The sequence below is a fragment of the Adhaeribacter pallidiroseus genome, assembly GCF_003340495.1.
GTDB lineage: Bacteria > Bacteroidota > Bacteroidia > Cytophagales > Hymenobacteraceae > Adhaeribacter > Adhaeribacter pallidiroseus.
In genome coordinates this window covers 4,005,843-4,032,282 of the sequence record NZ_QASA01000001.1, presented here as the reverse complement: position 1 = coordinate 4,032,282, position 26,440 = coordinate 4,005,843, and the positions used below count along the sequence as shown (strand labels likewise).

At 43.0% G+C, this 26,440-nt stretch carries 25 protein-coding genes and 1 pseudogene; 17 read left to right on the top strand and 9 right to left on the bottom strand.

Annotated features, from left to right (window positions below):
* Positions 1-85 precede the first annotated feature (85 nt).
* Positions 86-1,129 carry an NAD(P)-dependent alcohol dehydrogenase gene (locus AHMF7616_RS16115; RefSeq protein ID WP_115373823.1) on the top strand — a complete coding sequence of 348 codons (1,044 nt, stop codon included), beginning with the start codon at positions 86-88 and terminating at the stop codon, positions 1,127-1,129.
* A gap of 281 nt (positions 1,130-1,410) precedes the next feature.
* Positions 1,411-1,806, top strand: a complete 396-nt coding sequence (locus AHMF7616_RS16110) for a GtrA family protein (protein ID WP_115373822.1) — start codon at positions 1,411-1,413, stop codon at positions 1,804-1,806.
* A gap of 8 nt (positions 1,807-1,814) precedes the next feature.
* On the opposite strand, the gene AHMF7616_RS16105 is transcribed toward AHMF7616_RS16110, so the two are convergent.
* Positions 1,815-3,443 carry a glycosyltransferase family 39 protein gene (locus tag AHMF7616_RS16105; protein WP_115373821.1) on the bottom strand — a complete coding sequence of 543 codons (1,629 nt, stop codon included), beginning with the start codon at positions 3,441-3,443 and terminating at the stop codon, positions 1,815-1,817.
* 147 nt (positions 3,444-3,590) lie between these two features.
* Here AHMF7616_RS16105 and AHMF7616_RS16100 point away from each other — a divergent pair, with 147 nt between their 5' ends.
* Positions 3,591-4,427, top strand: a complete 837-nt coding sequence (locus AHMF7616_RS16100) for a glycerophosphodiester phosphodiesterase (RefSeq protein ID WP_158546190.1) — start codon at positions 3,591-3,593, stop codon at positions 4,425-4,427.
* A 26-nt stretch (positions 4,428-4,453) separates the two neighbouring features.
* Here AHMF7616_RS16100 and AHMF7616_RS16095 read toward each other — a convergent pair whose 3' ends face one another.
* From AHMF7616_RS16095 to AHMF7616_RS16085, 3 genes are all read right to left on the bottom strand, one after another.
* Positions 4,454-5,170, bottom strand: coding sequence for an ABC transporter ATP-binding protein (locus AHMF7616_RS16095; RefSeq protein ID WP_115373819.1), 717 nt, complete (start codon positions 5,168-5,170; stop codon positions 4,454-4,456).
* A 77-nt stretch (positions 5,171-5,247) separates the two neighbouring features.
* Complete coding sequence (locus AHMF7616_RS16090; RefSeq protein ID WP_019948259.1) at positions 5,248-5,469, bottom strand: DUF2795 domain-containing protein; 222 nt, start codon at positions 5,467-5,469, stop codon at positions 5,248-5,250.
* 323 nt (positions 5,470-5,792) lie between these two features.
* Entirely contained in the window at positions 5,793-7,103 is a 1,311-nt protein-coding gene (locus AHMF7616_RS16085; RefSeq protein WP_115373818.1) for a DUF349 domain-containing protein, read from the bottom strand.
* 271 nt (positions 7,104-7,374) lie between these two features.
* Between AHMF7616_RS16085 and ettA the strand changes: the two genes are divergently transcribed.
* From ettA to AHMF7616_RS16070, 5 genes and pseudogenes are all read left to right on the top strand, one after another.
* The gene (gene ettA / locus AHMF7616_RS16080) at positions 7,375-9,039 is read left to right on the top strand and encodes an energy-dependent translational throttle protein EttA (protein ID WP_115373817.1); all 1,665 of its coding nucleotides are present in this window, start codon (positions 7,375-7,377) and stop codon (positions 9,037-9,039) included.
* A gap of 255 nt (positions 9,040-9,294) precedes the next feature.
* Positions 9,295-10,419 carry a hypothetical protein gene (locus AHMF7616_RS16075; protein ID WP_115373816.1) on the top strand — a complete coding sequence of 375 codons (1,125 nt, stop codon included), beginning with the start codon at positions 9,295-9,297 and terminating at the stop codon, positions 10,417-10,419.
* A 128-nt stretch (positions 10,420-10,547) separates the two neighbouring features.
* Positions 10,548-10,712: a hypothetical protein gene (locus tag AHMF7616_RS26455; RefSeq protein WP_158546189.1), complete on the top strand. Its 165-nt coding sequence runs from the start codon at positions 10,548-10,550 to the stop codon at positions 10,710-10,712.
* Positions 10,713-10,833: 121 nt separating this feature from the next.
* Positions 10,834-10,956, top strand: a pseudogene (locus AHMF7616_RS27545) (ion channel); the annotation flags it as partial.
* Positions 10,951-11,466, top strand: coding sequence for a hypothetical protein (locus AHMF7616_RS16070; protein WP_262511749.1), 516 nt, complete (start codon positions 10,951-10,953; stop codon positions 11,464-11,466). The pseudogene AHMF7616_RS27545 and the gene AHMF7616_RS16070, both read left to right, overlap by 6 nt.
* Before the next feature lie 88 nt (positions 11,467-11,554).
* Here the strand turns inward: AHMF7616_RS16070 and AHMF7616_RS16065 are convergent, their stop codons facing one another.
* From AHMF7616_RS16065 to AHMF7616_RS16050, 4 genes are all read right to left on the bottom strand, one after another.
* Positions 11,555-12,526, bottom strand: coding sequence for a zinc dependent phospholipase C family protein (locus tag AHMF7616_RS16065; RefSeq protein ID WP_233507610.1), 972 nt, complete (start codon positions 12,524-12,526; stop codon positions 11,555-11,557).
* A 33-nt stretch (positions 12,527-12,559) separates the two neighbouring features.
* Entirely contained in the window at positions 12,560-13,024 is a 465-nt protein-coding gene (locus AHMF7616_RS27540) for an abortive infection system antitoxin AbiGi family protein (RefSeq protein WP_115373814.1), read from the bottom strand.
* Between the two features lie 83 nt (positions 13,025-13,107).
* Positions 13,108-13,431, bottom strand: a complete 324-nt coding sequence (locus tag AHMF7616_RS27535) for an abortive infection system antitoxin AbiGi family protein (RefSeq protein ID WP_115373813.1) — start codon at positions 13,429-13,431, stop codon at positions 13,108-13,110.
* A 67-nt stretch (positions 13,432-13,498) separates the two neighbouring features.
* On the bottom strand, positions 13,499-14,413 hold the full coding sequence (locus tag AHMF7616_RS16050) for an NAD(P)/FAD-dependent oxidoreductase (protein ID WP_115373812.1): 915 nt from the start codon (positions 14,411-14,413) through the stop codon (positions 13,499-13,501).
* Positions 14,414-14,821: 408 nt separating this feature from the next.
* Here AHMF7616_RS16050 and AHMF7616_RS27215 point away from each other — a divergent pair, with 408 nt between their 5' ends.
* The 8 genes from AHMF7616_RS27215 (at position 14,822) to AHMF7616_RS16015 (ending at position 22,278) form a co-directional block, all read left to right on the top strand.
* Complete coding sequence (locus AHMF7616_RS27215; RefSeq protein ID WP_233507608.1) at positions 14,822-15,034, top strand: hypothetical protein; 213 nt, start codon at positions 14,822-14,824, stop codon at positions 15,032-15,034.
* Positions 14,995-16,071, top strand: coding sequence for an OmpP1/FadL family transporter (locus tag AHMF7616_RS16045; RefSeq protein WP_233507606.1), 1,077 nt, complete (start codon positions 14,995-14,997; stop codon positions 16,069-16,071). Before AHMF7616_RS27215 ends, AHMF7616_RS16045 begins: the two co-directional genes overlap by 40 nt.
* 23 nt (positions 16,072-16,094) lie before the next feature.
* A complete protein-coding gene (locus AHMF7616_RS16040) occupies positions 16,095-17,489 on the top strand; it encodes an SGNH/GDSL hydrolase family protein (protein ID WP_115373811.1) in 1,395 nt (464 codons plus the stop codon).
* Positions 17,490-17,799: 310 nt separating this feature from the next.
* Positions 17,800-19,161 carry an alpha-L-fucosidase gene (locus AHMF7616_RS16035; protein ID WP_115373810.1) on the top strand — a complete coding sequence of 454 codons (1,362 nt, stop codon included), beginning with the start codon at positions 17,800-17,802 and terminating at the stop codon, positions 19,159-19,161.
* 37 nt (positions 19,162-19,198) lie between these two features.
* Positions 19,199-19,603: a hypothetical protein gene (locus tag AHMF7616_RS27210; protein ID WP_233507605.1), complete on the top strand. Its 405-nt coding sequence runs from the start codon at positions 19,199-19,201 to the stop codon at positions 19,601-19,603.
* Positions 19,594-20,010 (top strand): hypothetical protein, encoded by a 417-nt coding sequence (locus tag AHMF7616_RS16025; RefSeq protein ID WP_115373808.1) that lies wholly within the window; start codon positions 19,594-19,596, stop codon positions 20,008-20,010. Before AHMF7616_RS27210 ends, AHMF7616_RS16025 begins: the two co-directional genes overlap by 10 nt.
* A gap of 43 nt (positions 20,011-20,053) precedes the next feature.
* Positions 20,054-21,046 carry a sugar phosphate isomerase/epimerase family protein gene (locus AHMF7616_RS16020; RefSeq protein WP_115373807.1) on the top strand — a complete coding sequence of 331 codons (993 nt, stop codon included), beginning with the start codon at positions 20,054-20,056 and terminating at the stop codon, positions 21,044-21,046.
* A 239-nt stretch (positions 21,047-21,285) separates the two neighbouring features.
* Entirely contained in the window at positions 21,286-22,278 is a 993-nt protein-coding gene (locus AHMF7616_RS16015) for an aldo/keto reductase (protein ID WP_115373806.1), read from the top strand.
* 595 nt (positions 22,279-22,873) lie between these two features.
* Here the strand turns inward: AHMF7616_RS16015 and AHMF7616_RS16005 are convergent.
* The gene (locus AHMF7616_RS16005; RefSeq protein ID WP_115373804.1) at positions 22,874-24,130 is read right to left on the bottom strand and encodes a M16 family metallopeptidase; all 1,257 of its coding nucleotides are present in this window, start codon (positions 24,128-24,130) and stop codon (positions 22,874-22,876) included.
* Positions 24,131-24,435: 305 nt separating this feature from the next.
* Between AHMF7616_RS16005 and AHMF7616_RS16000 the strand changes: the two genes are divergently transcribed.
* The gene (locus AHMF7616_RS16000) at positions 24,436-26,415 is read left to right on the top strand and encodes an alpha-ketoacid dehydrogenase subunit alpha/beta (RefSeq protein ID WP_115373803.1); all 1,980 of its coding nucleotides are present in this window, start codon (positions 24,436-24,438) and stop codon (positions 26,413-26,415) included.
* Positions 26,416-26,440 lie beyond the last annotated feature (25 nt).

Sequence of the window (26,440 nt, the reverse complement as noted above, 5' to 3'; positions counted from 1 at the left end):
CAATTTTGGGCAACTTCCCGCTTACTTACCCGTTTTAGTCAGGTAATCAAACTAAACAACCTTTGATTTTTTAATTTCTAAAACTATGATGCCAACAAAAGGATACGCTGTACAAGATGCGACGGAGCCGCTGGGCCCGTTTAGCTTTGAACGCCGGGAAGTAGGGGAACACGATGTGTTAATTAGTATATTATACTGTGGTGTTTGCCACTCTGATGTTCATCAGGTACGCAATGAGTGGGGCGGTTCTATTTACCCCATGGTACCGGGCCACGAAATAGTAGGCCGCATTAGTAAAGTGGGCAGTCAGGTAACCAAGTTTAAAGAAGGTGATTTAGCCGGTGTGGGTTGTTTTGTAGATTCTTGCCGTACCTGCCATAGCTGTAAAGAAGGCTTGGAGCAATACTGCGAAGTGCACACGGCCAGCACCTATAATGGCTTGGAAATGGATCGAAAAACCCCAACCTACGGCGGTTACTCCAACCAGATTGTAGTGGATGAAAATTACACTTTAAAAGTATCCGAAAAATTAGACTTATCGCGAGTAGCGCCTTTGTTATGCGCGGGTATTACTACTTATTCGCCGTTGCGGCAATGGAAAGTAGGCGCAGGGCATAAATTAGGCGTGGTAGGACTAGGTGGCTTAGGCCACATGGCCGTAAAATTGGGCGCTTCTATGGGCGCCGAAGTTACGGTACTCAGTACTTCGCCTAGCAAAGAAGCCGATGCCAAAGAGTTAGGCGCGCATAAATTTGCCGTTACCCGCAATCCGGAGCATCTGAAAGAATATACTAATTATTTTGATTTTATTCTGGATACGGTTTCGGCACCCCACGATTTAAACTTATACTTAAGCTTACTGCGCCGCGATGGCACCATGATTTTGGTAGGAGCGCCGCCCGAGCCTGCTCCGGTGGCAGGCTTTAGTTTAATTTCTCGTCGCAAGCGGTTAGTAGGTTCCATGATTGGTGGCATACCCGAAACACAGGAAATGCTGGATTACTGCGCCGAAAACAACATTATGTCGGATGTGGAAGTAATTCCGATGGCCCAGATTAACGAAGCTTACGAACGCATGCTCCGCAGCGACGTAAAATACCGGTTTGTTATTGATATGGCTACTTTGTAAGCAAAAACACTTAGCACTAATCTATTCAAAAATTAAAAGCCCCGTTGTTATAAAAGCAGCTGGGCTTTTGGTTTGTATCCGTTTTGTTTGAGTATATTTTTTTAAATTTTCTATAATCTGCGACCTGCCGGAAGCTGTAGGGGGTTAGCGGTAGGTAGAGTTTCTGTGGGCAGGTAGTGCGGTAATTCAGTTATTGGCGAGTTTTCAGACAAATCCAATGCGGCCATTTTCAGTTGCTGCTTACATGTTACGGAACCCGTTTCACTATTACGTATTCTTAGATGTTTACTAACCCAACAGCCTGGTTTTTTAAATTTTTAAAGTTTGTGCTGGTGGGTTTTTCGGGTTTATTGCTCGATTTCGGTATAACCTACCTGACAAGAGAAAAGCTGCGCTGGAATAAATATCTGGCCAACAGCTCCGGTTTTGCCATTGCCTGCACCAACAACTACCTTCTAAACCGACTGTGGACTTTCCGGAGCGTAGATCCGGGCATTGCCGTTCAGTTTTCTAAATTTCTACTCATCGCGTTGGTCGGATTAATTCTGAACAACCTGCTTGTATACCTGCTTACTGTAAAATTTAAACTTAACTTTTACGTCGCAAAGTTTTGCGCGATGGTACTGGTGTTTTTCTGGAATTTCTTTTTTAATTATCTGTTCACCTTTACGCGGTAAACGCCGGGCTATTTTACCTGATAAATGCGTACTTGTTCGGCTGAATGTTCCCATGGGCTTAACCAATGTCTTACCTGGTCGTAGCGCGAAGGTGCTATTGTTTGCTCCAGTTTGATTTGCGAATAAAGTTGTCGGAGGCGTTGCAAACGTTTGTTTAAATCATCTTGGCCCACAACTACTACGTAATTAGGCGCGTAAGCCGGTTTTATTTCAGCTTGTAAGGCTTTTAAAGGTTTTTCGTGGTTTAGACTATACACCATTACAAAGTCAGCGGGCAGCGGCGTTCCGGTTTTATATTTTTGCCATATTTTCTTACGGTCCGTAATAAATGGTCCGGCTTCGGCCGCCATCCGGCCCAAATAAAACAAGGGCGGCACCTGAAAATTGTTATTACCAAATTCGAGTAAAATGCCGTGCAGGTTTTCTTTCCCGGATAGGTATACCAAAGGAGCAATGCGGCTTTTTTGGGGGTATGAAAAGGCCAGCAGCACCGCCGCAGTAATATTTAGAACCCAAAAGAAAGTCCAGCTGGCTGCTAGTAGCTGGCGACGGGGTTGCCAGAACCGCGATTGCTGGGCAAAGCTTTGCCAGCCAATTACGCCCAGAATTATGATAATAGGGAAAAGCGGCAAAATAAATTGTTCCTGCTTGTTTGGAAAGGCCGAAAGCACTACAAAAAACAATAAACCCGCCACAAACAAAGTAGGAGCAATTTTAGCGGTACGGCCGTAGCCAATTAGTAAGTAAACGCTGAGCGGTGGCACCAAAAAAAACAATATGGCTACTAGATAGCGGTAAATCGGGCCAGAACTGTAACTATAAGCTTTATCGGATTTATATAAAAAATAAGTAACAACGGAATGAAACGGGAACTTATAAAAAGTTACGTCAATAGTACCCTGTATAAGCAAAGCAATTGCACTGAATCCTAAACTTAGGTAGATTACCTTTAGCCATTGCTTCTGAAAAAGCAACACCAAACCGGCTCCTAGCGCTAATATAAATACCTGGTAGTACAAAATAAAAGAAAGCCCCAGCAAAGCGCCTGCTCTCAGGTAACGGCCAAGTATTATTTTCTGGTTAGTTGAGTCTGGTTTTAAAATTAAATAAAAAGCGGCCAGGTAAGGTGGAAGGCAAGTCATTTCTACCAGGTTACGGACGCTCATAAAAGGCATAAACCAAACGAGGGCCAGCATTAAGCCTACTAAACGCGCATTACGCTGGTTCGAAAGCAATTCCGTAATCTTATAGCCGTAATAGACTACCAGCAACGAGTACAAAGCGTGTAGCACCCGTACTACCAACATTTTACCCGTCGGGCTGGTTAAACCCAGCATTTCGCTGATGTAAAATATTACATAATGAATACCTACGTAAAACATACTATGGCGAGGTGGTATTTCGTCGTGAATCCAGACCGGCAGGTTATATAACCAACTTTGCGCAATTTCAATTACATCAAAATGATCGTCATGGAATGCATAACCTCCGGAAAAAAACGCCGCCAGCAGCCGGATTACAAAAGCAATAAGCAGGATAACCGATAAGGGAATTAAATATCGGTTGGGAGCAGGAGAAGCATTTGGTGAAGCAGTAAAATTTAAATTTTGGTTATTTGTTCGGAAAGTAAATGACATAAATAAAGCGGGCTTCTAAAAAATAGATGCTTCAATTTTAGGCGTTCGGCCAATGGACTTTATATTTGACTTATGAATAGCTCTTCTTCGCGGAAGCAAGCCCTTTGGCAACGCAAATTATGGCTTCTGCTCTTAATAGTAAGTATAATGGTAGTACTATTTTTTGTTTACGATGCCGTGCGGTTTAGTCGAAAGATGCATGTGCTCACTTCGGAACAAAAAAATGTGCAGATAATTGGCCACGCCGGGCGGGCCTTCTTTTCGCCGTTAAATCCTTTTAATCCTTTACCGCCCAATAGTCGCCAATCGTTGCTGGCCGCTTTACACGAAGATGGCGCCGACGGCCTGGAGGTAGATGTACACGTAAGCCGCGACGGCATCCCGATTTTATACCACGACGAAACCTTGAACACCATGTCGGAGGGAAAAGGCCGGATTGAAGATTTACTTGCCGATGATGTGCTGAGAGTAGCTTATACGGGTGGCTGGTTTTACGACTTGTTTCACGATGAAAAACTTATCTCGCTCGAAGACTTGCTGCGGGAAATTCCCAAGCAACCTGAGTACCCGTACCTGCACCTGGATTTGCGCAGCTACAACCCCAGCCGGAATGCTTTTTTTGCCCAAAGCGTAATGCGTTTGCTGCGTAAGTACCATTACCCTCTGAAAAAACTCTCGTTGGTGTATTACAAGCCGGATTTATTGCAGGCTTTTCGGGATGTAGAGCCACAAGCCAAATTATATCTAGACATCAGCGGCGATTTTGAAAAAAGCTTAAAAACGGTATTGGGTAACCGATTGCAAGGCCTGGTTGCGGACGGCAAACACATGGATGCCGCTAAAATGAAACTGGCCCGTTATTACAACTTAAAAGTAATTTTATTTGGCGGCAAGGCGCGCAATACCATTTACAAAATGATTTTACTGCAACCAGATGCCATTGAGGTTAATAACGTAAAAGCCATGCGGGCCATGGTAAGGTAAATTCCTGATCCGCGAAAATCTGCGTTTCATGCTGGTTTTTTCTCCAGAAAGGCTACATTTTGGTCGATGGTTTGGGGACTAAGCACTTCCAGTTGGGGATGCGGTTTTGAAATATTGAGCAGGTAGCCAGAGTACTCGTAAAGGTTTAATAAATCGTGCGTAATACACAATACGGTTTTTCGCTGCTGACTTACCCAACTGGTAAGCAGCTCAAAAACTTTTTTCTTATGGTAAATATCTAATTGTTGGGTAGGCTCATCGAGCAGGCACAAGCGGGTGTCTTGCAGCATGAGTTGCGCCAGCCACACTAACTGCTGCTCACCGCCGGAAAGTTGGGTAAAATCGCGGTTAGCCAAATGGGGGATTTCCAGGGTTTCCAGCAGGGTAGCTACCCGGAGGTAATCGGCGGCATTGTAATTCTCTAAAAAATGTTTATTCCGGAGCAGCCCCATCACCACCAGGTTGCTTACGGGTATCGGAAAAGATACGGTGTTTTTTTGGGGTAAATACGATAACAAACCCGTAGCAGCCCGATGCGATAAACTTTGCAGATTATGGCCCAGCAACCAGATTTGGCCTTGCTGAAAGGGCACCTGGCCAGTTAAAATTTTAAAAAAAGTGCTTTTACCTCCGCCATTATGGCCCACAATGGCTACGAAAGCAGGTGCAGGCAGCGATAAAAAAAGATGGCGGATAAGCACGCGTTGCTCATATCCCGCAACCAGATCTTTAATCTCTAACATACTAAAATTAGAAATTATGAATTAGAAATAATTTGATCTCTAGTTTCTAATTCATAATTTCTAATTCATCATAATTTTTAATACTCGTCCTCATTAAACATAAAATCTTCTTTGGTAGGATAATCCGGCCAAACTTCTTCTATGTTTTCATATGGCTGACCATCATCTTCCAGGGCTTGCAGGTTTTCAACCACCTCCATCGGGGCGCCAGAACGAATCGAATAGTCAATTAATTCATCTTTTGTAGCAGGCCAAGGTGCATCTTCTAAATACGATGCCAATTCCAGTGTCCAATACATGTTTATATCTCCTTAAAAAGTTAAAATGTGGAATGCTTTATTAAACCTAAAATATAAAAAATAACTAGGTATACAACGGAATATATATAAAGTAGCTATTTATTTTTTAAAATCACAACGTGTAAACGCCGGTAAATGTTTGACTTTGTTTTTAGTTTTTGTTGCTGGTTAAACTGGGCCAAAGAAGCACACAATTAATTATTTTATGCAGGTAATTATTAAGAAAGTAAAAGTAAAATTGCTTGTCTCTTTTAATTTTAAAAGTTTAAACCGCTACTTAGTTGGTAACGAAATACTTACTAAAATCACCAGGCTAAGGTTTTTTAGCCCGTTACTTCTTTATTCAGTTTACTTTTAAACAGTTCAATGAGTTCGGTCTTGGTTTTAATCTTCCGGTTAAAGTTCTTGATTTTGCCTTGAATCATCGTCCGAAAAGCATCGTTGTTGGGTGCGCTCGATAATTTGCCTAAGTTGGTTTCCAGCACCTCCAGTTCTTGCTTATCCGACTTAATAAAATCGCGGAGCGCATTAATGCGGTTATGCACTTGCTCAACGTGGTTATTGCGATCGGCATTCGGGTACTTTTTGCGCATAAAATGCTCCAGGCTGCTTACTTCAAAAACCTTATCGCAAGCAATAATAAACTGTTCCCAAACCCGGTCCGACTCTTCCCCTTTTACCGGTCCTACTTTTTTCCAGGCGGCTTGCAGTTCTTTGGCCTGTTTTACTGCTTCGTGGGTGTTCAGCTGCAACAAACCTTGTGCTTCGGCTACCAGTTGTTTTTTCTTGTTCAGGTTGTCTTCGAAGAAGCGATCTTTTGACTCGGTTTTAGTAACCGTAATTTTGTTTTTCAGCCGTTCGAAAAAGTAATTATGCGCCTTCCGGAAAGTATTCCATAATTCCGTAGACGTTTTCCGGGGCAAGTTACCGCCCACTTCTTTCCACCGGTTTTGTAAATCTTTTAGCTTTTTGGTAGTTTCTTCCCACTCTTCCGAATTTTTAAGGGCTTCTGATTCCGCGATTAAAGCTTTGTATTTATCTAAAGTGCGATTCAGCAAACTTTGCTTATCCTGATAAAAATCTTTCTTACGCTTAAAAAATACTTCTACCGCGTTTTTAAACCGATCTTCTATTTCATCGGTAAGCGCTTTATCAATGGGGCCGGTTTTTATCCAGTTTTGCCGCAGCTCTTTTAGCTTTTCGGTAGTTTCTTTCCAATCAATACTTTCCTGCAACGCTTCTGCTTCTTCTATTAAAGTAATTTTGGTGGTTAAGTTTTTATCCCGGTTTTTACTAATGGCTACTTTTATTTCGTTCTCAGCCTGAGTAAGCTGGTGATAAATAGCTTCAAAATCGCCGATAGCGTCGTACTTCTCAACCAGTTCCTTCAAGTGCAGCACTTTCATTAAGAAAGAACCTTTGTTTTCGGAGGTAGATATTTTTTCCAGGAGCGCATTTACTTTTTCCTGAAAAGTTTGAAACCGAAAGGCAAAATACTGCAGCGATTCGTCTTCTACTTCTTTCACATCGCCAACCTGGCGCGCCGGGAAATTCATAAAAGGCTTCAACCACACCTGATTGTCCTGAGTAAAGCCGTATTTTTTGGCTTCTTCCAATAAATCTTTGTTTTCCATCGAGGGAACGCGGTAAATTTAATTTTTAATTTTTTACAAGTTTAACCATTTCCAACTATTTTCATAATCAGAAACTATTATAATTTCCGATATTTGCCCACTTTTAAGGCTTAATGCGTGGTTTAAAGTGTATTGCTGGTGAAATACGTAATATCTGCTGGTTTGATGTGATTTTTCACCGGTAAAATGCCTGCTTATTAATTTCTGAACCTCGTTCCGGCCTGAAATTTAAAAAATGAGTACTACTGTTATTGTAAATTAAAAAATAAGCATGAGTAGCGAAACTATCATTTTCTCTATGGCGGGCGTAAATAAAATTTATCCGCCACAAAAGCAAGTTCTAAAAAACATTTATCTGTCGTTTTTTTACGGAGCCAAAATAGGCGTACTGGGGCTTAACGGTTCGGGTAAGTCTAGTTTATTAAAAGTTATTGCCGGGGTAGATAAGCAATACCAGGGCGAAGTCGCTTTTTCGCCGGGCTACAGCGTAGGCTACCTGGAACAAGAACCCCAGCTCGACCCGGATAAAACGGTAAAAGAAATAATTGAAGAAGGCGTAGCCGAAGTAGTAGCATTACTGAAAGAATTCGACGAGATAAATGAAGCCTTTGCCGACCCGGATGCCGACTACGATAAGCTTTTAACCCGCCAGGGCGAAGTGCAGGAAAAACTGGACCAACATAACGCCTGGGAACTCGATAACAAACTGGAGCGCGCCATGGATGCCCTGCGCACGCCGCCCGGCGAAGCCATCGTGGGAAATTTATCCGGGGGCGAAAAACGCCGGGTGGCTTTATGCCGTTTGCTGTTGCAGGAACCCGATGTATTGTTACTCGACGAGCCTACCAACCACTTGGATGCCGAAAGTGTTTTGTGGCTGGAGCAGCACTTGCAGCAGTACAAAGGTACCGTAATTGCCGTAACCCACGACCGGTATTTTCTGGATAAAGTGGCCGGCTGGATCTTGGAACTGGACCGTGGCGAAGGCATTCCGTGGAAAGGAAATTATACGAGCTGGTTAGAGCAAAAAGCCAACCGCTTAGCCAAAGAAGAAAAGCAGGAAAGCAAACGCCAAAAAACTTTACAACGCGAACTGGAGTGGGCCCGCATGGTGCCGAAAGCCCGTCAAGCTAAGTCTAAAGCCCGTTTAGGTAATTATGAAAAACTAGCCAGCGAAGAAGCCCGCGAAAAAGAACAAAAACTGGAATTATTTATCCCGGATGGTCCGCGTTTAGGAAATGTGGTAATCGAAGCCGAAGGATTAAGCAAAGCGTTTGGCGATAAGTTACTATTTGAAAATTTAACATTTTCGTTGCCACCAGCCGGTATTGTGGGTATTATCGGGCCAAATGGCGCGGGTAAATCCACGTTGTTCCGGGTAATAACGCACCGCGAAAAACCGGATGTGGGTAACATTACCATTGGTCCCACCGTGGAAACCGCTTACGTTGATCAGCAGCACGAATCACTGGATCCCAACAAAACAGTGTTCGAAACGATTTCGGGCGGCACCGAAACCATGCTGCTGGCTAACCGGCAAATCAATTCCCGGGCGTACGTGAGCAAATTTAACTTTACCGGCGCCGATCAGGAAAAGAAAGTAGGCGTGTTATCGGGTGGGGAGCGCAACCGCGTGCACCTGGCCATGACTTTAAAGCAAGGCGCTAACTTGTTATTACTCGATGAGCCCACCAACGACCTGGATGTAAACGCGATCCGGGCCCTGGAAGATGCTTTGGAAAGCTTTGCGGGTTGCGCCGTAGTTATTTCCCACGACCGCTGGTTCCTGGACCGGATCGCCACCCACATTTTGGCTTTTGAAGGCGAGTCGCAGGCAGTATGGTTCGAAGGAAATTTCTCGGATTACGAAGAAGCCAAACGCAAACGCCTCGGCGACGTAGAACCCAAGCGTATTCGCTACAAAAAACTAGTGTAACTTAAATCGTAATTTTAATTTATACGATTTCCTTTTTCTAATAAATTTAAAAAAGCAGCCAAGCAGGCTGCTTTTTTAAATTTATACTGCTTCTCCCGGCTGTTTTCTTAAACTTATTTGGGTAAAAATGTTAGTGCCCAGGAAAAACTCAGGAATGAATTTACTTTATTTATATCGCCGGATGAATCGGTAAGTGAAACCGGAATCGCGTAAATTTGTAACAAGATAAGCTGCCCGGGTGGAACCGTAATTTAAATGCCTGTTACCGAAACAAATTATTTTTTTAAAAAAAAGCGTACTGCCGCCGAGATAAAATCAGAAATATTACTTTCCTGTTTTAAAACCTGGTATTCCTTCTATCTCCATCCGCAAAATTTAAAAATTTCAAATTTACAGTACCTGGATTTGCTTGCTGGTTCGGGTAATCCGGAAGATATTTCACCGGTCACCGTTTTACAAACAGTATCGGCAACCAACGAAAATTTACCGGAATTAAACGAAAAGCTGAAAACTTATTTTTATTCGGCCGCAAAAGGTGCCTCCGAAAAGTTAAAAGCTGATTTAGAAAATCAGCCTTTTTATGCAGCGCTAAACAATGAACCGGTTTATTTACCGGCCTCCGATCCCGGAGTTACCTTTCCAGAATCTTCGGCTACCTTAGTGGCTGCCGACCCGTTTGCAACCGTTTACGCATTGGACAAACTGGAGCAAGCGCTTCTTAGCCCGCATTCGGATTTATGGTTATTGTTTAACTTAAATAAGCTAAAAGCCGCGGTTACCTCCGGTAACGAAGAAAAAGAATTTTCAGGGTTATTGGGCGATCGTTGGAAGGCGTTAAAAACAAGGTGGCAGCAGGAAACTAATTTGCGTAAACGGGAACAACAAAGCTTGGAAGCTTTAGAAAACGCGCTGCTAGACCGAAATTACAATTGTGTCACGCTCCGGATTAATCTCCCTGAAAAAGACCAGCTCCATTTTTACCTGTTGGTAGCCTCTAAAAAGAAAGAATTGTATTTTCAGTTCCGGGAAATACTGGAGCCATACAGTGATTACCAACCCGATGGCGTGCCCTTGTTCCAGGTAAACCAGAGACCACAACCCGTAGAATTGCCTGGGTTTTTCCGGTACCTGCATCCGTATTGTCTGGAAAACTTGGTGGAAGAACTAGCCAATAGCCGGAGCCGCTTTCATTACCGCACCATCCGGGAAGTTTACGAAGAACATGTGCTGGGTACGCCTTACCGCAAATTAAATTACTTGCAAGCATTCGAAAATTTAAAAAACCAAGGACTAGTGAACTTGGTTGATGTCCATAATAAACAGGTGAAAAAGTTAAACGAATCGGCCATTGTTTTTTATAAGCTACATGGCAATAAGTAGGCACGTTTAACTATTAGCTGTAAAGGCACTCTCATTATACATAGCTGTTCCCAGAGAAGTTTTAAAAGGAGTTTACTTCAGAGTCAGGAAACGTTTTAATTTACAAGCGCAAAAGTTAAAAGATTCTTATGTTGCAGCAAACCAACGACCCGGGCTTCGGTGAAAAATACGCCGGTAGAACCAAGCGCATGATCAACCCGGATGGTACTTATAACGTGGTGCGCAAGGGCGGGGGGTTTAACAGTCGCGATTTTTACCTTTTTCTGATCAATGCTTCGTGGCCTATTTTTTAACTTTAATGCTGCTTTTTTATTTGCTGATTAACTTACTTTTTGCGGGATGTTATTACCTGGCTGGTATTGAACACTTAGCCAACTTGCCTACTACAAGTGCCATTCATACGTACTTGAGCGTTTTCTTTTTAGCGTACAAACTTTTACCACGGTGGGTTACGGCAATATTTCGCCCCAGGGTATTCCGGCTAATATTATCGCGAGTTTTGAAGCCATGTGTGGCTGGTTATTTTTTGCCTTGGCTACCGGCTTGCTTTATGGGCGCTTTTCGCGGCCATCGGCCCGCATTTTGTTTAGCCGCAACATGGTGGTTACACCCGCCGAGCCTTTTCCAAAGCTCATGTTCCGGATTGTAAATCAACGCAGTAATATGCTGATGGAAATGGAAAGCCGGATGATGCTGGTACTCGTGGATCATACCAACGATCAGCATAACCGCAAGTACTACAGCTTAAAACTAGAAGTAGCGAACATTATTTTCTTTCCGATGAACTGGACCCTGGTGCACGTGATAAACGAAGAAAGTCCGCTGTACGGTAAATCTACGGAAGAACTGAGCCGCCAAGAGGCCGAGATTCTAATTCATGTGAAAGGTTTTGATGATACGTTTAGCCAGATTTTGCATACCAGCTATTCTTACCAACATGACCAAATCGTTTGGAATGCCCGTTTCCAGCGAGCTTACGAAACCGACGAAAACGGAAATATTATTATGCACCTCAACGAAATACACCGTTACGAAACCGTTATCTAAAGTGAAAAGAGAAAGGTAAATTCAGCTAATTTTTTTAAATTTTACCTCGTCTACCTGTTTTTTCGTTGCTTTTTAAATGGTAACAACATCAAAAGGCTTCGTGGGGACGCTCGGGAGTTAAAACCGGTTTTAATTGTTGTTTTTCCTCCAGCAAAAGTTTTTTCTGCGATTCGGTGAGCGGTTGCAAGTTCCGCAGATCCGGCTGACCGGCATCTACCCAACTGGTGTACCAATAACTAGCCACTAATTTAATGGCGAGCCGCATCTGGCGTTCGACTTGGCCGTGTAAACGTTGGTGATAGGCTTTAGAAAAAGGAGCGGCATACACTCTAACCGTTGTTCCGCCACGTTCCTCAAAAGCATATTTCCGGTCGGCGCTAAAACTCGCCGATACTTCTTGCTCGAAACGAAAAACCGAATCTAAAGCGCCATTGGACCGTTGTACAATTTTCCAGGCTTGTACTTGTGGCTGATTAATATATTGCGCGGGGCCTACCAGAAAATCGTACTGATCGGCCAACAACTCCGGTAGCCGCGATTCCCATAAACCATGAATGCCGCGTTGATTGGTAAACTGCCCGTTGTAGTTGTGGGTGGTGTGCAGCGGCACGCAAGCATCGGCCACGTAATGGCCCAAATCGGCGGATATTTGGAGAATCCGGAGTTGATCGTGTTGTTTAAAAGCTTCGGTGAGTTGGTTTTTAACGCGGTTAATGTGCCAGGGCACGATGCCGTGTTTCATTAACGAATCTTCGGTGAATTTGGTAAGAGCGGCCTGCCAGGTACGGGGCAGTTTTAAAGCAGCGCTATCGCCGTATACATCTAAATCAATAAAGTGGCGCGGGCCTTCCTGGGGCAGCATGTAGCGGCGCTTATCGGGGTTAACGGCGTTTTCGGTGAGGTAGGCCAGGTGTTGTTTGTAAAAGCCGATCATTTCGGGCGGCAGCGTAAATACCGCCAGCCGGTTAATGCGCTGGTGGGCAAAAAATCCCCACGAAAAAACCTGCGGTGGGAGTAAGAGTAATAATAAACTTATTAGGAAACGACGTTTATTCCACAATTTAATAATGCAAATAAGTAACACGGTTATAATTTACTGATCTTCTTCAATTTCATCATAGAATCTTATTAAAGGAAGAAGTGATAAAATGTCTAACTTTTGGTAAGTGTTTATAGTTTCTTTCTGAGCGTTTTCAAGTTTCTTCAGAAATTCAGATAGGTTACTTCTGCTGGGAAGAATTAGATACTTAATGTCATTTTCAGAGAATAAAAGTTGATTTATTTGTTGTAACCTCAAGTTTTCCGCATTTTTTATTTCTTGATTCATGTATTGTTCTTCAAACAATAAAGGCAGGTATTTACTACGTCCAGGATTATCTTCATCTGACAAATCAGGGCAGTATCTCCATTCTCTTTCGTCATAGAAGTATACAAATTCTTCTAAGTCATTCCGGATTACGGTACCAGAAATTGGTTTGTAAAAGTGAAATAAAGTATGTACAAAGCTTGTAACATTTATAAGGTCTTTTATTGGTTGGGAATATTCTTCAACGTTCATACTCCATAAATCGGATTGTAATTCTTCTAATGATTTTCCACTTAAACTTAATATACTATCCCATATTATATGACCATAGTGTACTAACTCATTAGGATTTTAGAGTAAGGATGAAAATATGTTACTGGTGTAATTCTATTCTTAATTCCCCATTCTTTTTGCATTCCAATGACAAACTTTCCATAAGTTGCAGAATGGTTTTTGGTTTGGGTTAACCTTATATCACAGAAGCAAGTCATTGGGACCCCAATTTTAAATGGATGCTTTATTCCTGGATTTCTAGATTCTGGATAAGCAAATGTAAAGTCTTCAAGACTATATCTTGGAAGAAATCCGTTAACCAAAATGCCAATTAGGTAATCAATATTAGACGTAAAATGAAATAGTGTATTTGCTGATAAGCTCATTATTTAGAATATGAGATTTAAATAGAATATTAAACCTATTTTTCTATACAATATAAATTTTTAAATTTTATACCCGCACATCAGTAATTTGCAGCCGGAATTCTTCTTGTAGTTCTTTGTTAATCATCACCCCAGCTTTAGTACCTTCCGAAGCCGCTACAATTACCAGTTGCATGTCGCGGGAGGCGTCGCCGGCTACGTACAATCCGGGAATGTTGGTTTGCTGGTTTTTATAAGTCCGTACCACGCCTTTGCTCGTAAAATCGCAGCCTAAGTTGGTGGCTAAATCGCACTGTTGTTCCGAACCCGTACTAAAAAACAAAGCTTCGCATTTCAGGCTACGGCCACCTTGCAAGATTATTTCGGAAAGTTCGCTACCTGCGCCAGCCAGCCGTTCAATGGACGCGGTACAAATTTTAATGTCGTTCGCTTCCAGTAAAGCGGAGTCTTCGCGGCGCAGTTTACGGGTGCCGTCGGTGTATAAGGTTACGTCGTTGCTCCACGTTTTTAACGATAAAGATAAACCTACCGCGTCGCGGCCTTTGCCGTAGGCACCCAAAGGTTTGTTGCGCGATTCCCAACCGTCGCAGTAAGGGCAATGGTGCACACTTTTGCCGTATTTTTCTTCCATACCCGGTATGTCGGGTAGTTTATCTTTTAAGCCGGTAGCCAACAGAACTTTGCGGGCTACGTAGCAATGATCATCCCGATCGGTTACTTCAAAGTAATTTTCTACGCGCTTAACGCTTTTTACAATTTGATTTTTTACTTCTACCGGGTATTTTTTTAATTCTTCGCGGGCCAGTTTAATAAATTCTACGGGATTGTAGCCATCCCGGGAAATAAAACCGTTCATGTGGTTCGACCAACGATTGCGGCCCAAACCGGAATCAAACAAGAGCACATTGCGTACACATCGCCCCAACAACATGGCGGCACTCGTTCCGGCCGGGCCGCCGCCCACTATAATAACATCGTACATCTTGGTAACTTTTTTCGGTTAAGTAAACGGATTCAGGTGTCGCGAGTTACCCTTATTTTATTTGCTCTTTCCAAAAAGCCAAGTAGTATGATGCGTTCAGGAGACTGTTGGAATTAAAAAAGAATAAAATTCCCGCAAAATCATGAAAAAATACCATCTATAAACCTACTGCTTTCGTTAAAACAGTTAACAATAAATACAAAGGTCATACTTTCCGGAAAGCATTGATTTAATGCACTTTATAATTTAAAAATATTTAATAAAGTCTCGTAATTACCTGTAATTTTTAGATAATAGGTAAAATGTACCTGGTAATTTTAAATATTTTTAAAAATCTGTGTGGTAACGCCGGTTTAAATTTTTATTTTTGTTATAGCTGTAAGTGCCTTAACGAACGAAACAAGCAATATGAGAGCAAAATTACTTTCCATTCTAGGAGGTGTCTTTTTATCCGGGTTAACTGCGGTAACGTACGCCGGAGGATTTCAAGTAAATTTACAGGGTCAGAAACAAATTGGCATGGGACACACCGGGGTAGGTTTAGCTCGGGATCAGGCCAGTATTTTTTTAATCCCGGCGCCTTGGCGCGCATCCGGCAAAATGGCGTACAAGTCGGCATAAGTACCTTGTTTTCTAAAAGCGCTTATCAGGAGTTGGAGCCAGGTAACGCTACCGCGCAAACCGATAATCCGGTGGGTACGCCTTTTCAGGTGTATGGCTCTTACGGATTTGCGAATGATAAAGCGCGCGTGGGCATTGGGGTATATACGCCCTTTGGCTCTTCCGTGAATTGGGGCGATAATTGGCAGGGTCGATTTGGATTAAATGAACTGACCTTACAAGCCATTTTTGTTCAGCCAACTTTTAGCTATGCCCTTACCGATAAACTTAGCATTGGGGCCGGGCCTATTCTGGCCTTAGGCGGCGTAAACCTGCAACGTAGCATTCCGCTGCAAGATGCCAACCGCCAAGAAGGCCATGTGGAATTAGACGGTAGTGCCCTAGGATACGGCTTTAACGCTGGTATTTATTTTCAGGCCACGGAAAATTTATCAGTGGGCCTTAATTACCGCTCTAAAGTAACCATGGAAGTTAAAGATGGCGACGCTACTTTTACTACTCCCGGGGCCGCTCCGATTGCTTCCCGTTTTCCGGCCGGTACCCGGTTTGATGTTACGTTACCTTTACCGGCTAACATAACTTTAGGTTTAGGCCTGCGGGCTACCGACCAACTAACCTTAGCAGCTGATGTGCAATATGTGCAGTGGAGTGTTTATAAATCGCTGCGGTTTGATTATAGCCAAGCGGTAAACGGCAGCAATTTTACGGAAAATGCCCGTAATTACCAGGATGTGTTTATTTACCGTTTAGGTGCCGAATACGCTGTATCGGATAAGCTACAAGTAAGGGCGGGCGCTTACCTCGATCAATCGCCGGTAGAAAGCGGCTATCTTACACCCGAAACACCCGATGCCAATGCGATAGGCGTATCGGCTGGGTTGAGTTACCAGCTTACCGAAAAAATTGGGATTGATGCTTCTTTTCTGTACGTAAACCGGGAGAAGCGCAGCGATGCGGCTAACTTATCAGGGGGAGTGCCCGGCACCTATAAAGCCGTAGGTTACATTCCGGGCATCGCGGTAAATTATAATTTTTAAAAAATCTTTCGGTTATAGTTAAAATGAAAAATAGCTTACAAAAATATAGTGCCTTAGCCTTTATAGCTAGTATCCTGCTAATTTCGGGTTGCGACCCCGAAATAGAAGATGTGGTGAAGGTAAGTAAAGGCGACCTGAACCTGGATAAATACGTGGCCGTGGGTAATTCCCTTACGGCAGGTTATATGGATGGCGGCTTGTACCGCGAAGGGCAATTAAATTCGTACCCGAGCATTTTAGCGCAGCAGTTCCAGCAAGCCGGAGGAGGCGATTTTACCCAGCCTTTGTTCACCGAAGAACAAGAAAACGGCAGCGGTTACCTCCGTTTAAGTGCCTTTAGCCCCACCGGATTACCGGTACTAACGCCCGTAACCGAAAAGTTGGCCATTAGGAGCCAAAACCCGACGCTCTACACCAAATACACCGAAGAAATCAATAACCTGGGTGTACCGGGCATCCGGATGTCGGATATTCAAACGGCGGGGTACGGCAGCTCGCAGGGTAATCCGTATTTTGAGCGCATTACTACCAATCCTACGCAAACGTATCTGGCCCGGGTAGCGGCTAGCAATCCAACTTTTTTTAGTTGCTGGTTGGGTAATAACGATATTCTGGGCTATGCTACTGCGGGTGCCTTTGCCAATTCTATAACCGCAACCGAAACCTTTACCACCAACAATTCCGAAGTTATCAATGCCTTAACCGCCAATGGTGCCAATGGTATTGTGGCTACCATCCCGGATGTTACGGGTATTCCGTTCTTTACTACAGTAGGGCCAACCATTAAAGGTTTATTAACCACCGCCGGGGTACCGGGCATGGTGGCGCTTACCCGAAATAGCAATGCCCGCATTCAGATTGCTACGTCGCAAATAAAAGATGCGGCCGGCGGCAATATTTTATTTCCTTTAACCTCCAGTACTTACTTGCCTTTAGTAGGGCAACGGACTGGTAAATACTGGCGCGATTTAGCCCGGCAAGCCGTTCCTACCAATCCTACCCTGGGTTTGATTACTATTTTGGTAAATTACCAGATTGATACTACGCAGCTATTTGGGGTGAGCGCGGGTAATCCTTGGCCAAGTGCTCTTTTGTTGGATGCTGCGGAGCAAAAAGATGTGAGCGACGCTACTATTAATTTTAATAATATTTTAAAAGCCAAAGCCGAGGAAAAAGGTTTAGCGGTTTTTGATGCCTATACTTATTTTAATAGCCTTCAGGGCGGTTTTACGCAGAACGGAGTAGCCTACTCGCCGGCTTTTATTACCGGTAATTTGTTTTCGCTGGATGGGGTGCACTTAACCCCGCGCGGTTACGCCCTAGTGGCCAACGAAATGATTAAAGCCATTAACGCAAAGTACAACTCCCGGATACCCACGGCCGATATTACTCAATACCGGGCTGTATTATTTCCATAAAATATAATGTAATGTAAAAAAGCCGTTCCCAGTGTGGAACGGCTTTTTTGTTGCTTTTAGTTTTAAGAAAATAAGTTGCTTATAGCTTGAAATTTAAAAAATAGCTATGTCGCATCTAATCCAAAAACAGGGTTATAACTTTAGTAAATAAAAAAGTAGGGTTGTTATTTCGTACCTTCCAGATTATTGGTTTCCTTCGTTTTAAATTCTGGCCTAATAAAAGGATGGGTAGTTAAAACAGGTACTTTTATTTATGCTAAGTACCTCGTATTGCTATACCCAAAATCGAGTTTATTTTTAAATAAATTACATGCGAATGCTACGTACTTTTTGTATTCTGTTTATTGCTTTGTTCCTGTACCCGCCGGCGTATTCCCAAACTTTACCTAAACCTACTCCCCGGCAGCTGGCCTGGCAGCAACTCGAAACTACCGCTTTTCTGCATTTCACGGTAAATACTTACACCGATAAAGAATGGGGCGATGGAACCGAAAGTCCCCAAATTTTTAATCCCGCGCAATTCGATGCCCGGAAATTAGTAAAAACTTTAAAAGAAACGGGTTTTAAAATCGCCATAATTACGGCTAAGCACCACGATGGTTTTTGTTTATGGCCCAGTAAGTACACCGATCATTCGGTAAAAAGCAGTCCCTGGAAAGATGGACAAGGCGATGTGGTGAAAGAAATTGCGGAGGCTTGCCGGGAGTACGGTATAAAATTCGGATTCTATCTTTCGCCCTGGGATCAGCATGAACCTACCTACGGCACTAACCAATACAACGATTTTTATAAAAATCAACTAAAAGAACTGCTCACCAATTACGGCGAAGTCTCGGAAGTGTGGTTCGATGGGGCTAAAGGCAAAAATGCCAAAGACATGCAATACGATTTTAACAGTTACTGGCAATTAGTACGAGAGTTGCAACCCAAAGCCATTTTGTTTTCGGATGCGGGCCCGGATGTGCGTTGGGTCGGTAATGAATCGGGTAATGCGGGACAAACCTGCTGGTCCACCATCAATGCCACTGATTTGGCACCTGGTAAAGCCGACCCTGCTTATTTAAACACCGGCGACCCGAATGGTAAATCCTGGATTCCGGCCGAGACCGATGTATCCATCCGCCCGGGTTGGTTCTATCATCCCGCCGAAGATAGCAAAGTTAAATCCGGCAAAGAACTGGTGCATCTATATTATCAATCAGTAGGCCGTAATAGTTTGCTTTTACTCAACATTCCACCCAATCGCCAAGGTTTATTCTCCGAACCGGATATTAAAAGTTTGTACGATTTCCGAAGTATTTTAAACGAAACATTTAAAACCAATCTGGCAAAAGGTACCAGCCCGGCAACACTCACCGATGATCAACTAAAAACCAGCATTACCGTTCCGGTAAACAAACCACTGGAATTAAATTTTAAAAAAACAATAACTTTTGACCGGGCGATGTTCCAGGAAAATATAGCGAACGGCCAGCGCAATATGGAAGCAACCCTGGAGTTCTGGAACGGTAAAACCTGGCAAAAAGTAGAAACATTTACCACCATTGGCTACAAACGGCTGTTGCGCTTTCCGGAAATTAAAACCAGCAAAGTACGTTTCACGGTACTTCAGGCTAAGCAACCCGTGCAGTTAGCCGAAGTTGGTTTCTATAAAGCTTCTGATAAAGAGTAGCGGTTGCGCAAAAAGTTATTTGGTAGCCAGGATGAATATGAAACAAGCAGCCTTGTTTATTTTGTTTTTGCTAGTGATTAGTTGTGATAGAAAAAGAGATTCGGCCAAAGTAAAAGAATCTAACCAAGTGGCTAAGTCTGTCTTAAACCCAGCCACATCTGCTAAATCTCGTAAAAAATTAAAATATCCAAGGATAGCGGGATTATGGGAAAATACAGAGTATCTACCGAATTTGAAGAAGTATAACTCTGTAACTAAAACCGATTCCCTGGCTGATTCCTATACTCATTTACTCTACCAAGGAGACAGCATATTATATGGCAACGAGAGGAACTTAATGGAAGAAGATTATTTTTTGTGTTGCCTAATAACCAGGTATTGGATTATACGCGGGAACCTGCTTTTACAATTAAAACATTTACAGATTCTACTTTGGAAGTAGAGCTAAAAGCTACAAATAGAATTAAAAAATATAGAAAGGTTCTGCCATTAGAGGATATTAAAGGTAAAGCTCCCTCTATCTTGTTTTCGGAGCAGTTAGAACGGCTAACAAATAAATGGTTTGCAGGTAAGTACGAAATTTTGTTACCGGACTCTACCCGGTCAGAACTAACTTTTAAAAAAGATGGGTTTTTAACGGGCTATTCAAATTATAACAAATATGTTCTTTCCAGTGCCGAAAGTAAAGACTTTTTGATTTTGTCTAGCAATTCGAAAGCTTTACCAGATATGCGGTGCGAAATGATTCAAGAGGCGGATATCATTCAGTTGTTTGAACTGCAGCCAATTGAAGATGTAGATGATCCGCTGATAAGAAGAGGAAAAAGTTTTGCTTTAAGAAAATTGTAAACTATTACAAATACACAGAATAAGCCTTTTTTAGCAAAAAGTTATGGTTATAAATAATGTAAATAATATCTCCGCTACAGAAAACCTTTCCCGGCGGGCTTTTATGAGCACTTTAGCCACCGCTGGCGCTTTGTTGCCGGTAGCTGGGCTGGCCAACAAATTACTGCCCGCGAAGCCGGCAAAAACCGACCGCCTGATTTGTATTTTCTCCAAGCAATTGCAGTGGTTAAGCATTCCCGAAATGGCCAAAGCCGTGGCTGCTTTAGGCTATGATGGCATTGATTTAACCGTACGCAAAGGCGGCCACATTGAGCCGGAACAAGCCGCAACCGAGTTACCCAAAGCTATCGCGCAAATCCGGAAAGCCGGCTTGGAAGTGCCCATGATCGTCACGAATATCTTCGACCCCCAGCATCCCTTAACCGAACCTGTTTTAAAAGCCGCTAGCCAGGCCGGCGTTAAATATTACCGCACCGATTGGGTAGAATACGATCCGAAGCTCGGCGTGCTAAAAACAATTGCAAAATATAAAAAGCAAGTGCAGGGCTTAGCCGCCCTGAATAAAAAATACAATATCCACGGGGCTTACCAAAATCACTCTGGCACTAGCCTGGGGGCGGCCGTGTGGGATTTATGGGAATTGTTAAAAGACGTGGACCCGCGTTGGTTAGGGGTGCAGTACGACATTATGCACGCCACGGCCGAAGGCGGCGAATCGTGGGAAAATAACCTCGAGCTACTAAAAAACTATATTCATTGCCTGGATATTAAAGATTTTTACTGGGCCAAAAAAGACGGGAAGTGGAAACACGAGTTAGTACCGCTGGGCCAAGGCATGGTAAATTTTAAAAAATTCTTTAGCCTGGTCAAGCAATACCAAATCTCCGGGCCCATGTCCATCCACCTGGAGTACGATCTGGGGGGAGCTGATCAAGGCAAAAAGCAAATTACCAAACCCAAAGAAGAAGTTTTGGCCGCCATGAAACAAGATCTACAAACCTTACGCACTCTATTGCGGGAAGCTGGGTTGGTTTAAAATAATGTTCGGAGTAGTTTGCTATTAATTGAAAGACGCTGCATGTAGCGTCTTTTTTGTTTAGATACCGCAATGGAATCAGTATGTTAAGTTGCGCCTAATGAAATAATTAAAATTGCGGCCGTAAAATTAATCTAATCTACAGGAGAAACTCGTATAATGCATTTCGCTTAAGAAGCACAAGTATGGTAACATAATTCTTTCCATAAAAAAACTTAAACTACAAAAACGAACAAACTATGAAATACAACGAACTGGCCGATAGCGGCGTGAAAGTCTCGGCGATTACTTTTGGGGCTTGGGCCATTGGTGGTTGGATGTGGGGCGGCGCCGATAAAGATGATGCATTGGCGGCTATTCACAAAGCTTTGGAACTGGGCATTACCACCATTGATACGGCCCCGGTGTACGGGCAAGGCGTGAGTGAGGAAATTGTGGGGCAGGCATTAAAAGGCAAACGCCACGAAGCTCAGATTTTAACCAAATACGGCATGCGCTGGGATATTGAGCGGCCCGGCGATTTTATGGCTTCGAAAGATGACAAGGGCCATGATCTTAAAATCTACAAATTTGCCGGTAAAGAAAGTGTAATCTACGAATGCGAACAAAGTTTAAAACGCCTCCAAACCGATTACATTGATTTGTATCAAATTCACTGGCCTGATGTATCTACGCCCATCGACGAAACCATGGAAGCTATAGATAGATTGCTGCAGGAAGGAAAAATTCGCGCCTCAGGAGTTTGTAATTACAGTGCCGAGCAAATGCGCATTGCCGACCAAACTGTAAAACAAGTTACTAACCAAGTGCCTTACAGCATGGTTGAGCGTAAAGTAGAAGCCGAGGTAGTGCCGTATTGCCTGGAACATGGTCGCGGCATTTTAGCTTACAGCCCTTTACAGCGGGGCATTTTAACCGGCAAAATAACCGACGACTACCAATTTGAAGAAGGCGACCATCGGCCCAATACCTTGCACTTTAAACCGCACAACCGCACAACCATCAACGCCTTTTTGCAACAAATAAAACCAATCGCCGATGGGTATGGCGTAACGTTAGCGCAATTAGTTATTAACTGGACCATTCAGCAACCTGCTATTGCGGCAGCCTTAGTAGGAGCCCGTAATCCGGAACAAGTAACCGAAAATGCTAAAGCCACTGATTTTATGCTTACCCCCGATGAGCTTAGTCAGATTAATACTTTGTTAGCCGACGTAAAAATGGTAGCGTAGAGGGAGAAAATTTAAAAAAATATTGAAATAAAGTAATAAGAAGAGCGACTAAGCTGTGTGAAGTAATTTTTTAGCCTATTTGTTAGCTTATCAAAAAGCCGAAGTTGGTTTGTTTAAATAACGGACTGTCTTCGGCTTTTTAGTTCTTAAAAACTAGGTTTTGAGCGCTATTATCTTCTAGAATTTAAATTTTAAGTTTTGCTTTTAAACTCGAAATTAAAAGAATAATTTGCTTCCACCTTCTTAGATGCTGAAAACACTTTCTTCTTAAAATTTTATTTTTGTTGGTATGAAGCGGATTCTCCGGTTAGTATTGAGTTGTTGTTTAGGTTTGTTGGTGCCGGCTGTTATCTTTCCGTGGTTGGTCCAGGCATTAGCTCCCGTAAAAAAAACATTGCCTACGGGGTCCTTCACCCTAACTCCCGATACTTCCCGCCAAGTTGAACGGGTGCCGCCTGTTTCAACCCTAAAATCTCAGCCGGAAAATAAGTAAAAATTTAAAAAATCAGGCGTGAACCCAGCTTACTAGCCTTCGTTGGTCATTCTTCTTATTTCTTTATTCCATTAAACTAATTTAAAATCAATTGGTCAGATGTTAGTTAGCTGTTGTTTCTTGCGTTTTTGCCTGGTAATATAATGTCGAACAGTTTTCCGGACGAAGCACCTGCCTTGCAGTTTGCAATATATCCCCGGTAGTTACGGCTTGAATGTGCGTACCTTCTTCATTCACCAAATTAGCATCGCCGAGTAACTTGCTGTAAGCTAAATTCATAGCCCGGTTTAGTAACTCAATTTCTGAAAATACAATAGAAGCTTCCGACTGATTTTTAACTTTGGTTAGCTCTTGTGCCTCTACTTCTTGTTGTTGAATTTCAGCGGTAATGGCTTCTACAGCAGCATCTGCTTCAATTAAAGAAACCCCTTCGTTTAACTTTCCTTGAATGATTAATAAGCCGGGTTCCATGGATCCCGTCATAGAAGCAGCAATAGAATTAAAAATTTTCTGTTCTTTTACTAAAGCATTATACAACCGCGACGATTTTCCCCGACCTAAAATATCGCTGAGCAAGTCGGCTGCGTAATAACCATCGTTCAGGCGCGAAGGCATGTGGTACGCTTTGTAGAGCGCACTTAAAGGTACATCAGCTACTACTTCTAAATTCCGGGCTTGTTTTTGCACGGGTTCGGCGGGTAACTGGCGGTGGTATTTTTGCCCGGAGGGAATGGGCCCGAACCATTTTTCGGCCAGGTGTTTCGCTTTATCTACCGTTACATTACCAGCTACTACCAAAATAGCGTTTATAGGGGAATAGTGCTTCCGGAAAAAGTTCTTAACGTCGGTTATTTGCGCATCGGCAATATGCGAAATTTCTTTACCGATGGTGGCCCATTTATAGGGGTGTTGCTGGTAGGCCAGCGGGCGTAATTTTAGCCACACATCGCCGTAAGGCTGGTTTAAATAATTTTGCTTAAATTCTTCCACCACTACTTTTCGCTGCACTTCCAAGCCTTGCTCCGAAAAAGCTAAATCTAGCATCCGGTCCGATTCGAGCCAAAAGCCGGTTTCAATGTTGGCAGCCGGAACCGTTAAGTAATAATTGGTAATATCAGGACTGGTAAACGCATTATTTTCGCCGCCTACTTTTTGCAAAGGTTCGTCGTAACTCGGTATATTAACCGAGCCGCTAAACATTAAGTGTTCAAATAAATGCGCAAAGCCTGTTTGCGTTTCCGATTCATCTTTGGAGCCTACATCGTATAATACATTCAGCACCGCCATCGGTGTAGCAAAATCTTCGTGCACAATTACACGCAAACCATTATCCAGAGTAAATTCTTTAAAATCTATCACAGAAAAAATTAATTTTTAAATATTTGATTCGTTTTCAGGTTATTATAACCAGTTAATTCTACAAAATTACCAGTTTTTTATAACAATTTAAGTTGTTACTCTCTTTCCTGCATTTAGTTATGGTAATAAAATTAGCTTTACAAGAAATAAAAGAAAATTCGGTTCTGGTGCTAGGCAAAATTTTTCTGGTCTTTTTTTTAAATTTTATTACTTGTTATAGTTTAACCAGTAGTTAAACTAAAAATAAGAGATGCACCAATTGTTTTGTTTTTCGCTAATTTTGATAGAATAAACTGATTTTTCTGATGAATTATAATCGCAAAGATTACTCCGACGACGACCTGTTGCACTTGTACCGCGGTATTTTACTACCCCGCATGATTGAAGAACGCATGCTGATTTTGCTGCGCCAAGGCCGTATTAGTAAATGGTTTTCGGGGATTGGGCAAGAAGCCATATCGGTAGGTGCCGCCCTGGCGCTGGATCCCGACGAGTATATATTGCCCTTACATCGGAATTTAGGAATTTTTACCTGCCGGAATATGCCTTTGGACCGGTTATTTGCGCAGTTTCAAGGCAAAACAACCGGCTTTACCAAAGGCCGCGATCGATCTTTCCATTTTGGCTCCCAAGAACACCATATCGTCGGTATGATCTCGCACCTAGGTCCGCAACTAGCCGTAGCCGATGGCATTGCTTTAGCCGATTTATTAGAGAAAAAAAAGAAAGTAACCTTGGTTTTTAGTGGTGATGGGGGTGCCAGTGAAGGCGATTTTCACGAAGCTTTAAATGTAGCCGCTGTTTGGAATTTGCCGGTTATTTTTATGATCGAAAACAACGGTTACGGTTTATCTACGCCTAATTCGGAGCAGTTTAAATTTAATTATTTTATTGATAAAGGCCCGGCCTACGGTATAGATACTTTGCAGATTGACGGCAACAATGTGTTGGAAGTGTACGATACGGTTCGCCAAACGGCCGCCAGTATGCGCAAAAATCCGCGCCCGATTTTAATTGAAGCCATGACCTTCCGGATGCGCGGCCACGAAGAAGCATCGGGTACCAAATATGTACCGCAGGAATTATTTGAAAAATGGTCGAAAAAGGACCCGGTAGAAAACTACGAAAAATACCTGCTCGATGAAAAAGTATTAACCGCTCGGTTGTTGGCCGCTACCCGCGATGAATTTAAAGCCACCATTGACCAAGGTTTAGAAGCAGCTTTTGCTACCCCCATGCCCACTGCCGATGAAGCCACGGAACTTGCCGATGTATATGCGCCGTATCAACCAGCTGTAGAAGAACCTGCCTCCGATAGGCAATCTGAGAAGCGCTACGTAGATGCCATAACCGATGCTTTGCGCCAAAGCCTGGAGAAATACCCGGAGTTAATATTAATGGGGCAGGACATTGCCGAATACGGCGGGGTGTTTAAAGTAACGGAAGGTTTAGTGGAGCAATTTGGCAAGGAGCGCGTTCGCAATACACCTCTCTGCGAGTCGGCTATTGTGGGAATTGGTTTGGGCTTATCGATAAAAAAGAAAAAATCCGTAATAGAAATGCAGTTCGCCGATTTTGTGAGCTGTGCTTTTAATCAGATAGTAAATAATTTGGCGAAATCGCATTACCGTTGGGGGCAAAATGCCGATGTAGTTATCCGGATGCCGACAGGAGCTGGTACCGCCGCTGGCCCTTTCCACTCGCAATCTAACGAAGCCTGGTTTTTTCATACACCAGGCCTTAAAATGGTTTATCCATCCAGCCCTTACGAGGCCAAAGGTTTGTTAAATGCGGCTATTGCTGATCCTAACCCAATATTATACTTTGAGCATAAACTCTTGTATCGTTCTATTACTACTCAAGTGCCGGATAATTATTATACCATAGAAATAGGAAAAGCTCATCTGGTAATGGAAGGTGCTGACTTTTCGATTATTACGTATGGGCTGGGAGTACATTGGGCCACGCAGCTATTGCAGACCATGCCCGAAGTAAAAGCCGATATCCTAGATTTAAGAACCTTATTACCCTGGGACCAGGAAGCCGTTAGAACAACTGTTCAGAAAACTGGTCGGGTTTTAATAGTACACGAAGATACCGTAACTGGTGGAATAGGTGCAGAAATCAGCGCCTGGATATCCGAGCATTGCTTCCGGCATCTAGATAGCCCAGTGATACGGGTTGGTAGTTTAGATACGCCCGTACCTTTTTCGCCTCCTTTAGAGCAGTTGTTTTTGCCCATGCAGCGTTTAAAACAAAAAATAGAGCAGTTGCTGCAGTATTAAAAGTCAAAAAGAATGATAATTCTGC

What these genes read in the sequence shown, in the direction of transcription:
- AHMF7616_RS16115 (WP_115373823.1), top strand. Translation starts at nt 86, where the DNA reads ATGATGCCAACAAAAGGATACGCTGTACAAGATGCGACGGAGCCGCTG.
- AHMF7616_RS16110 (WP_115373822.1), top strand. Translation starts at nt 1,411, where the DNA reads ATGTTTACTAACCCAACAGCCTGGTTTTTTAAATTTTTAAAGTTTGTG.
- AHMF7616_RS16105 (WP_115373821.1), bottom strand. Translation starts at nt 3,443, where the DNA reads ATGTCATTTACTTTCCGAACAAATAACCAAAATTTAAATTTTACTGCT.
- AHMF7616_RS16100 (WP_158546190.1), top strand. Translation starts at nt 3,591, where the DNA reads ATGGTAGTACTATTTTTTGTTTACGATGCCGTGCGGTTTAGTCGAAAG.
- AHMF7616_RS16095 (WP_115373819.1), bottom strand. Translation starts at nt 5,170, where the DNA reads ATGTTAGAGATTAAAGATCTGGTTGCGGGATATGAGCAACGCGTGCTT.
- AHMF7616_RS16090 (WP_019948259.1), bottom strand. Translation starts at nt 5,469, where the DNA reads ATGTATTGGACACTGGAATTGGCATCGTATTTAGAAGATGCACCTTGG.
- AHMF7616_RS16085 (WP_115373818.1), bottom strand. Translation starts at nt 7,103, where the DNA reads ATGGAAAACAAAGATTTATTGGAAGAAGCCAAAAAATACGGCTTTACT.
- ettA (WP_115373817.1), top strand. Translation starts at nt 7,375, where the DNA reads ATGAGTAGCGAAACTATCATTTTCTCTATGGCGGGCGTAAATAAAATT.
- AHMF7616_RS16075 (WP_115373816.1), top strand. Translation starts at nt 9,295, where the DNA reads ATGCCTGTTACCGAAACAAATTATTTTTTTAAAAAAAAGCGTACTGCC.
- AHMF7616_RS26455 (WP_158546189.1), top strand. Translation starts at nt 10,548, where the DNA reads ATGTTGCAGCAAACCAACGACCCGGGCTTCGGTGAAAAATACGCCGGT.
- AHMF7616_RS27540 (WP_115373814.1), bottom strand. Translation starts at nt 13,024, where the DNA reads ATGAACGTTGAAGAATATTCCCAACCAATAAAAGACCTTATAAATGTT.
- AHMF7616_RS27535 (WP_115373813.1), bottom strand. Translation starts at nt 13,431, where the DNA reads ATGAGCTTATCAGCAAATACACTATTTCATTTTACGTCTAATATTGAT.
- AHMF7616_RS16050 (WP_115373812.1), bottom strand. Translation starts at nt 14,413, where the DNA reads ATGTACGATGTTATTATAGTGGGCGGCGGCCCGGCCGGAACGAGTGCC.
- AHMF7616_RS27215 (WP_233507608.1), top strand. Translation starts at nt 14,822, where the DNA reads ATGAGAGCAAAATTACTTTCCATTCTAGGAGGTGTCTTTTTATCCGGG.
- AHMF7616_RS16040 (WP_115373811.1), top strand. Translation starts at nt 16,095, where the DNA reads ATGAAAAATAGCTTACAAAAATATAGTGCCTTAGCCTTTATAGCTAGT.
- AHMF7616_RS16035 (WP_115373810.1), top strand. Translation starts at nt 17,800, where the DNA reads ATGCGAATGCTACGTACTTTTTGTATTCTGTTTATTGCTTTGTTCCTG.
- AHMF7616_RS27210 (WP_233507605.1), top strand. Translation starts at nt 19,199, where the DNA reads ATGAAACAAGCAGCCTTGTTTATTTTGTTTTTGCTAGTGATTAGTTGT.
- AHMF7616_RS16020 (WP_115373807.1), top strand. Translation starts at nt 20,054, where the DNA reads ATGGTTATAAATAATGTAAATAATATCTCCGCTACAGAAAACCTTTCC.
- AHMF7616_RS16015 (WP_115373806.1), top strand. Translation starts at nt 21,286, where the DNA reads ATGAAATACAACGAACTGGCCGATAGCGGCGTGAAAGTCTCGGCGATT.
- AHMF7616_RS16000 (WP_115373803.1), top strand. Translation starts at nt 24,436, where the DNA reads ATGAATTATAATCGCAAAGATTACTCCGACGACGACCTGTTGCACTTG.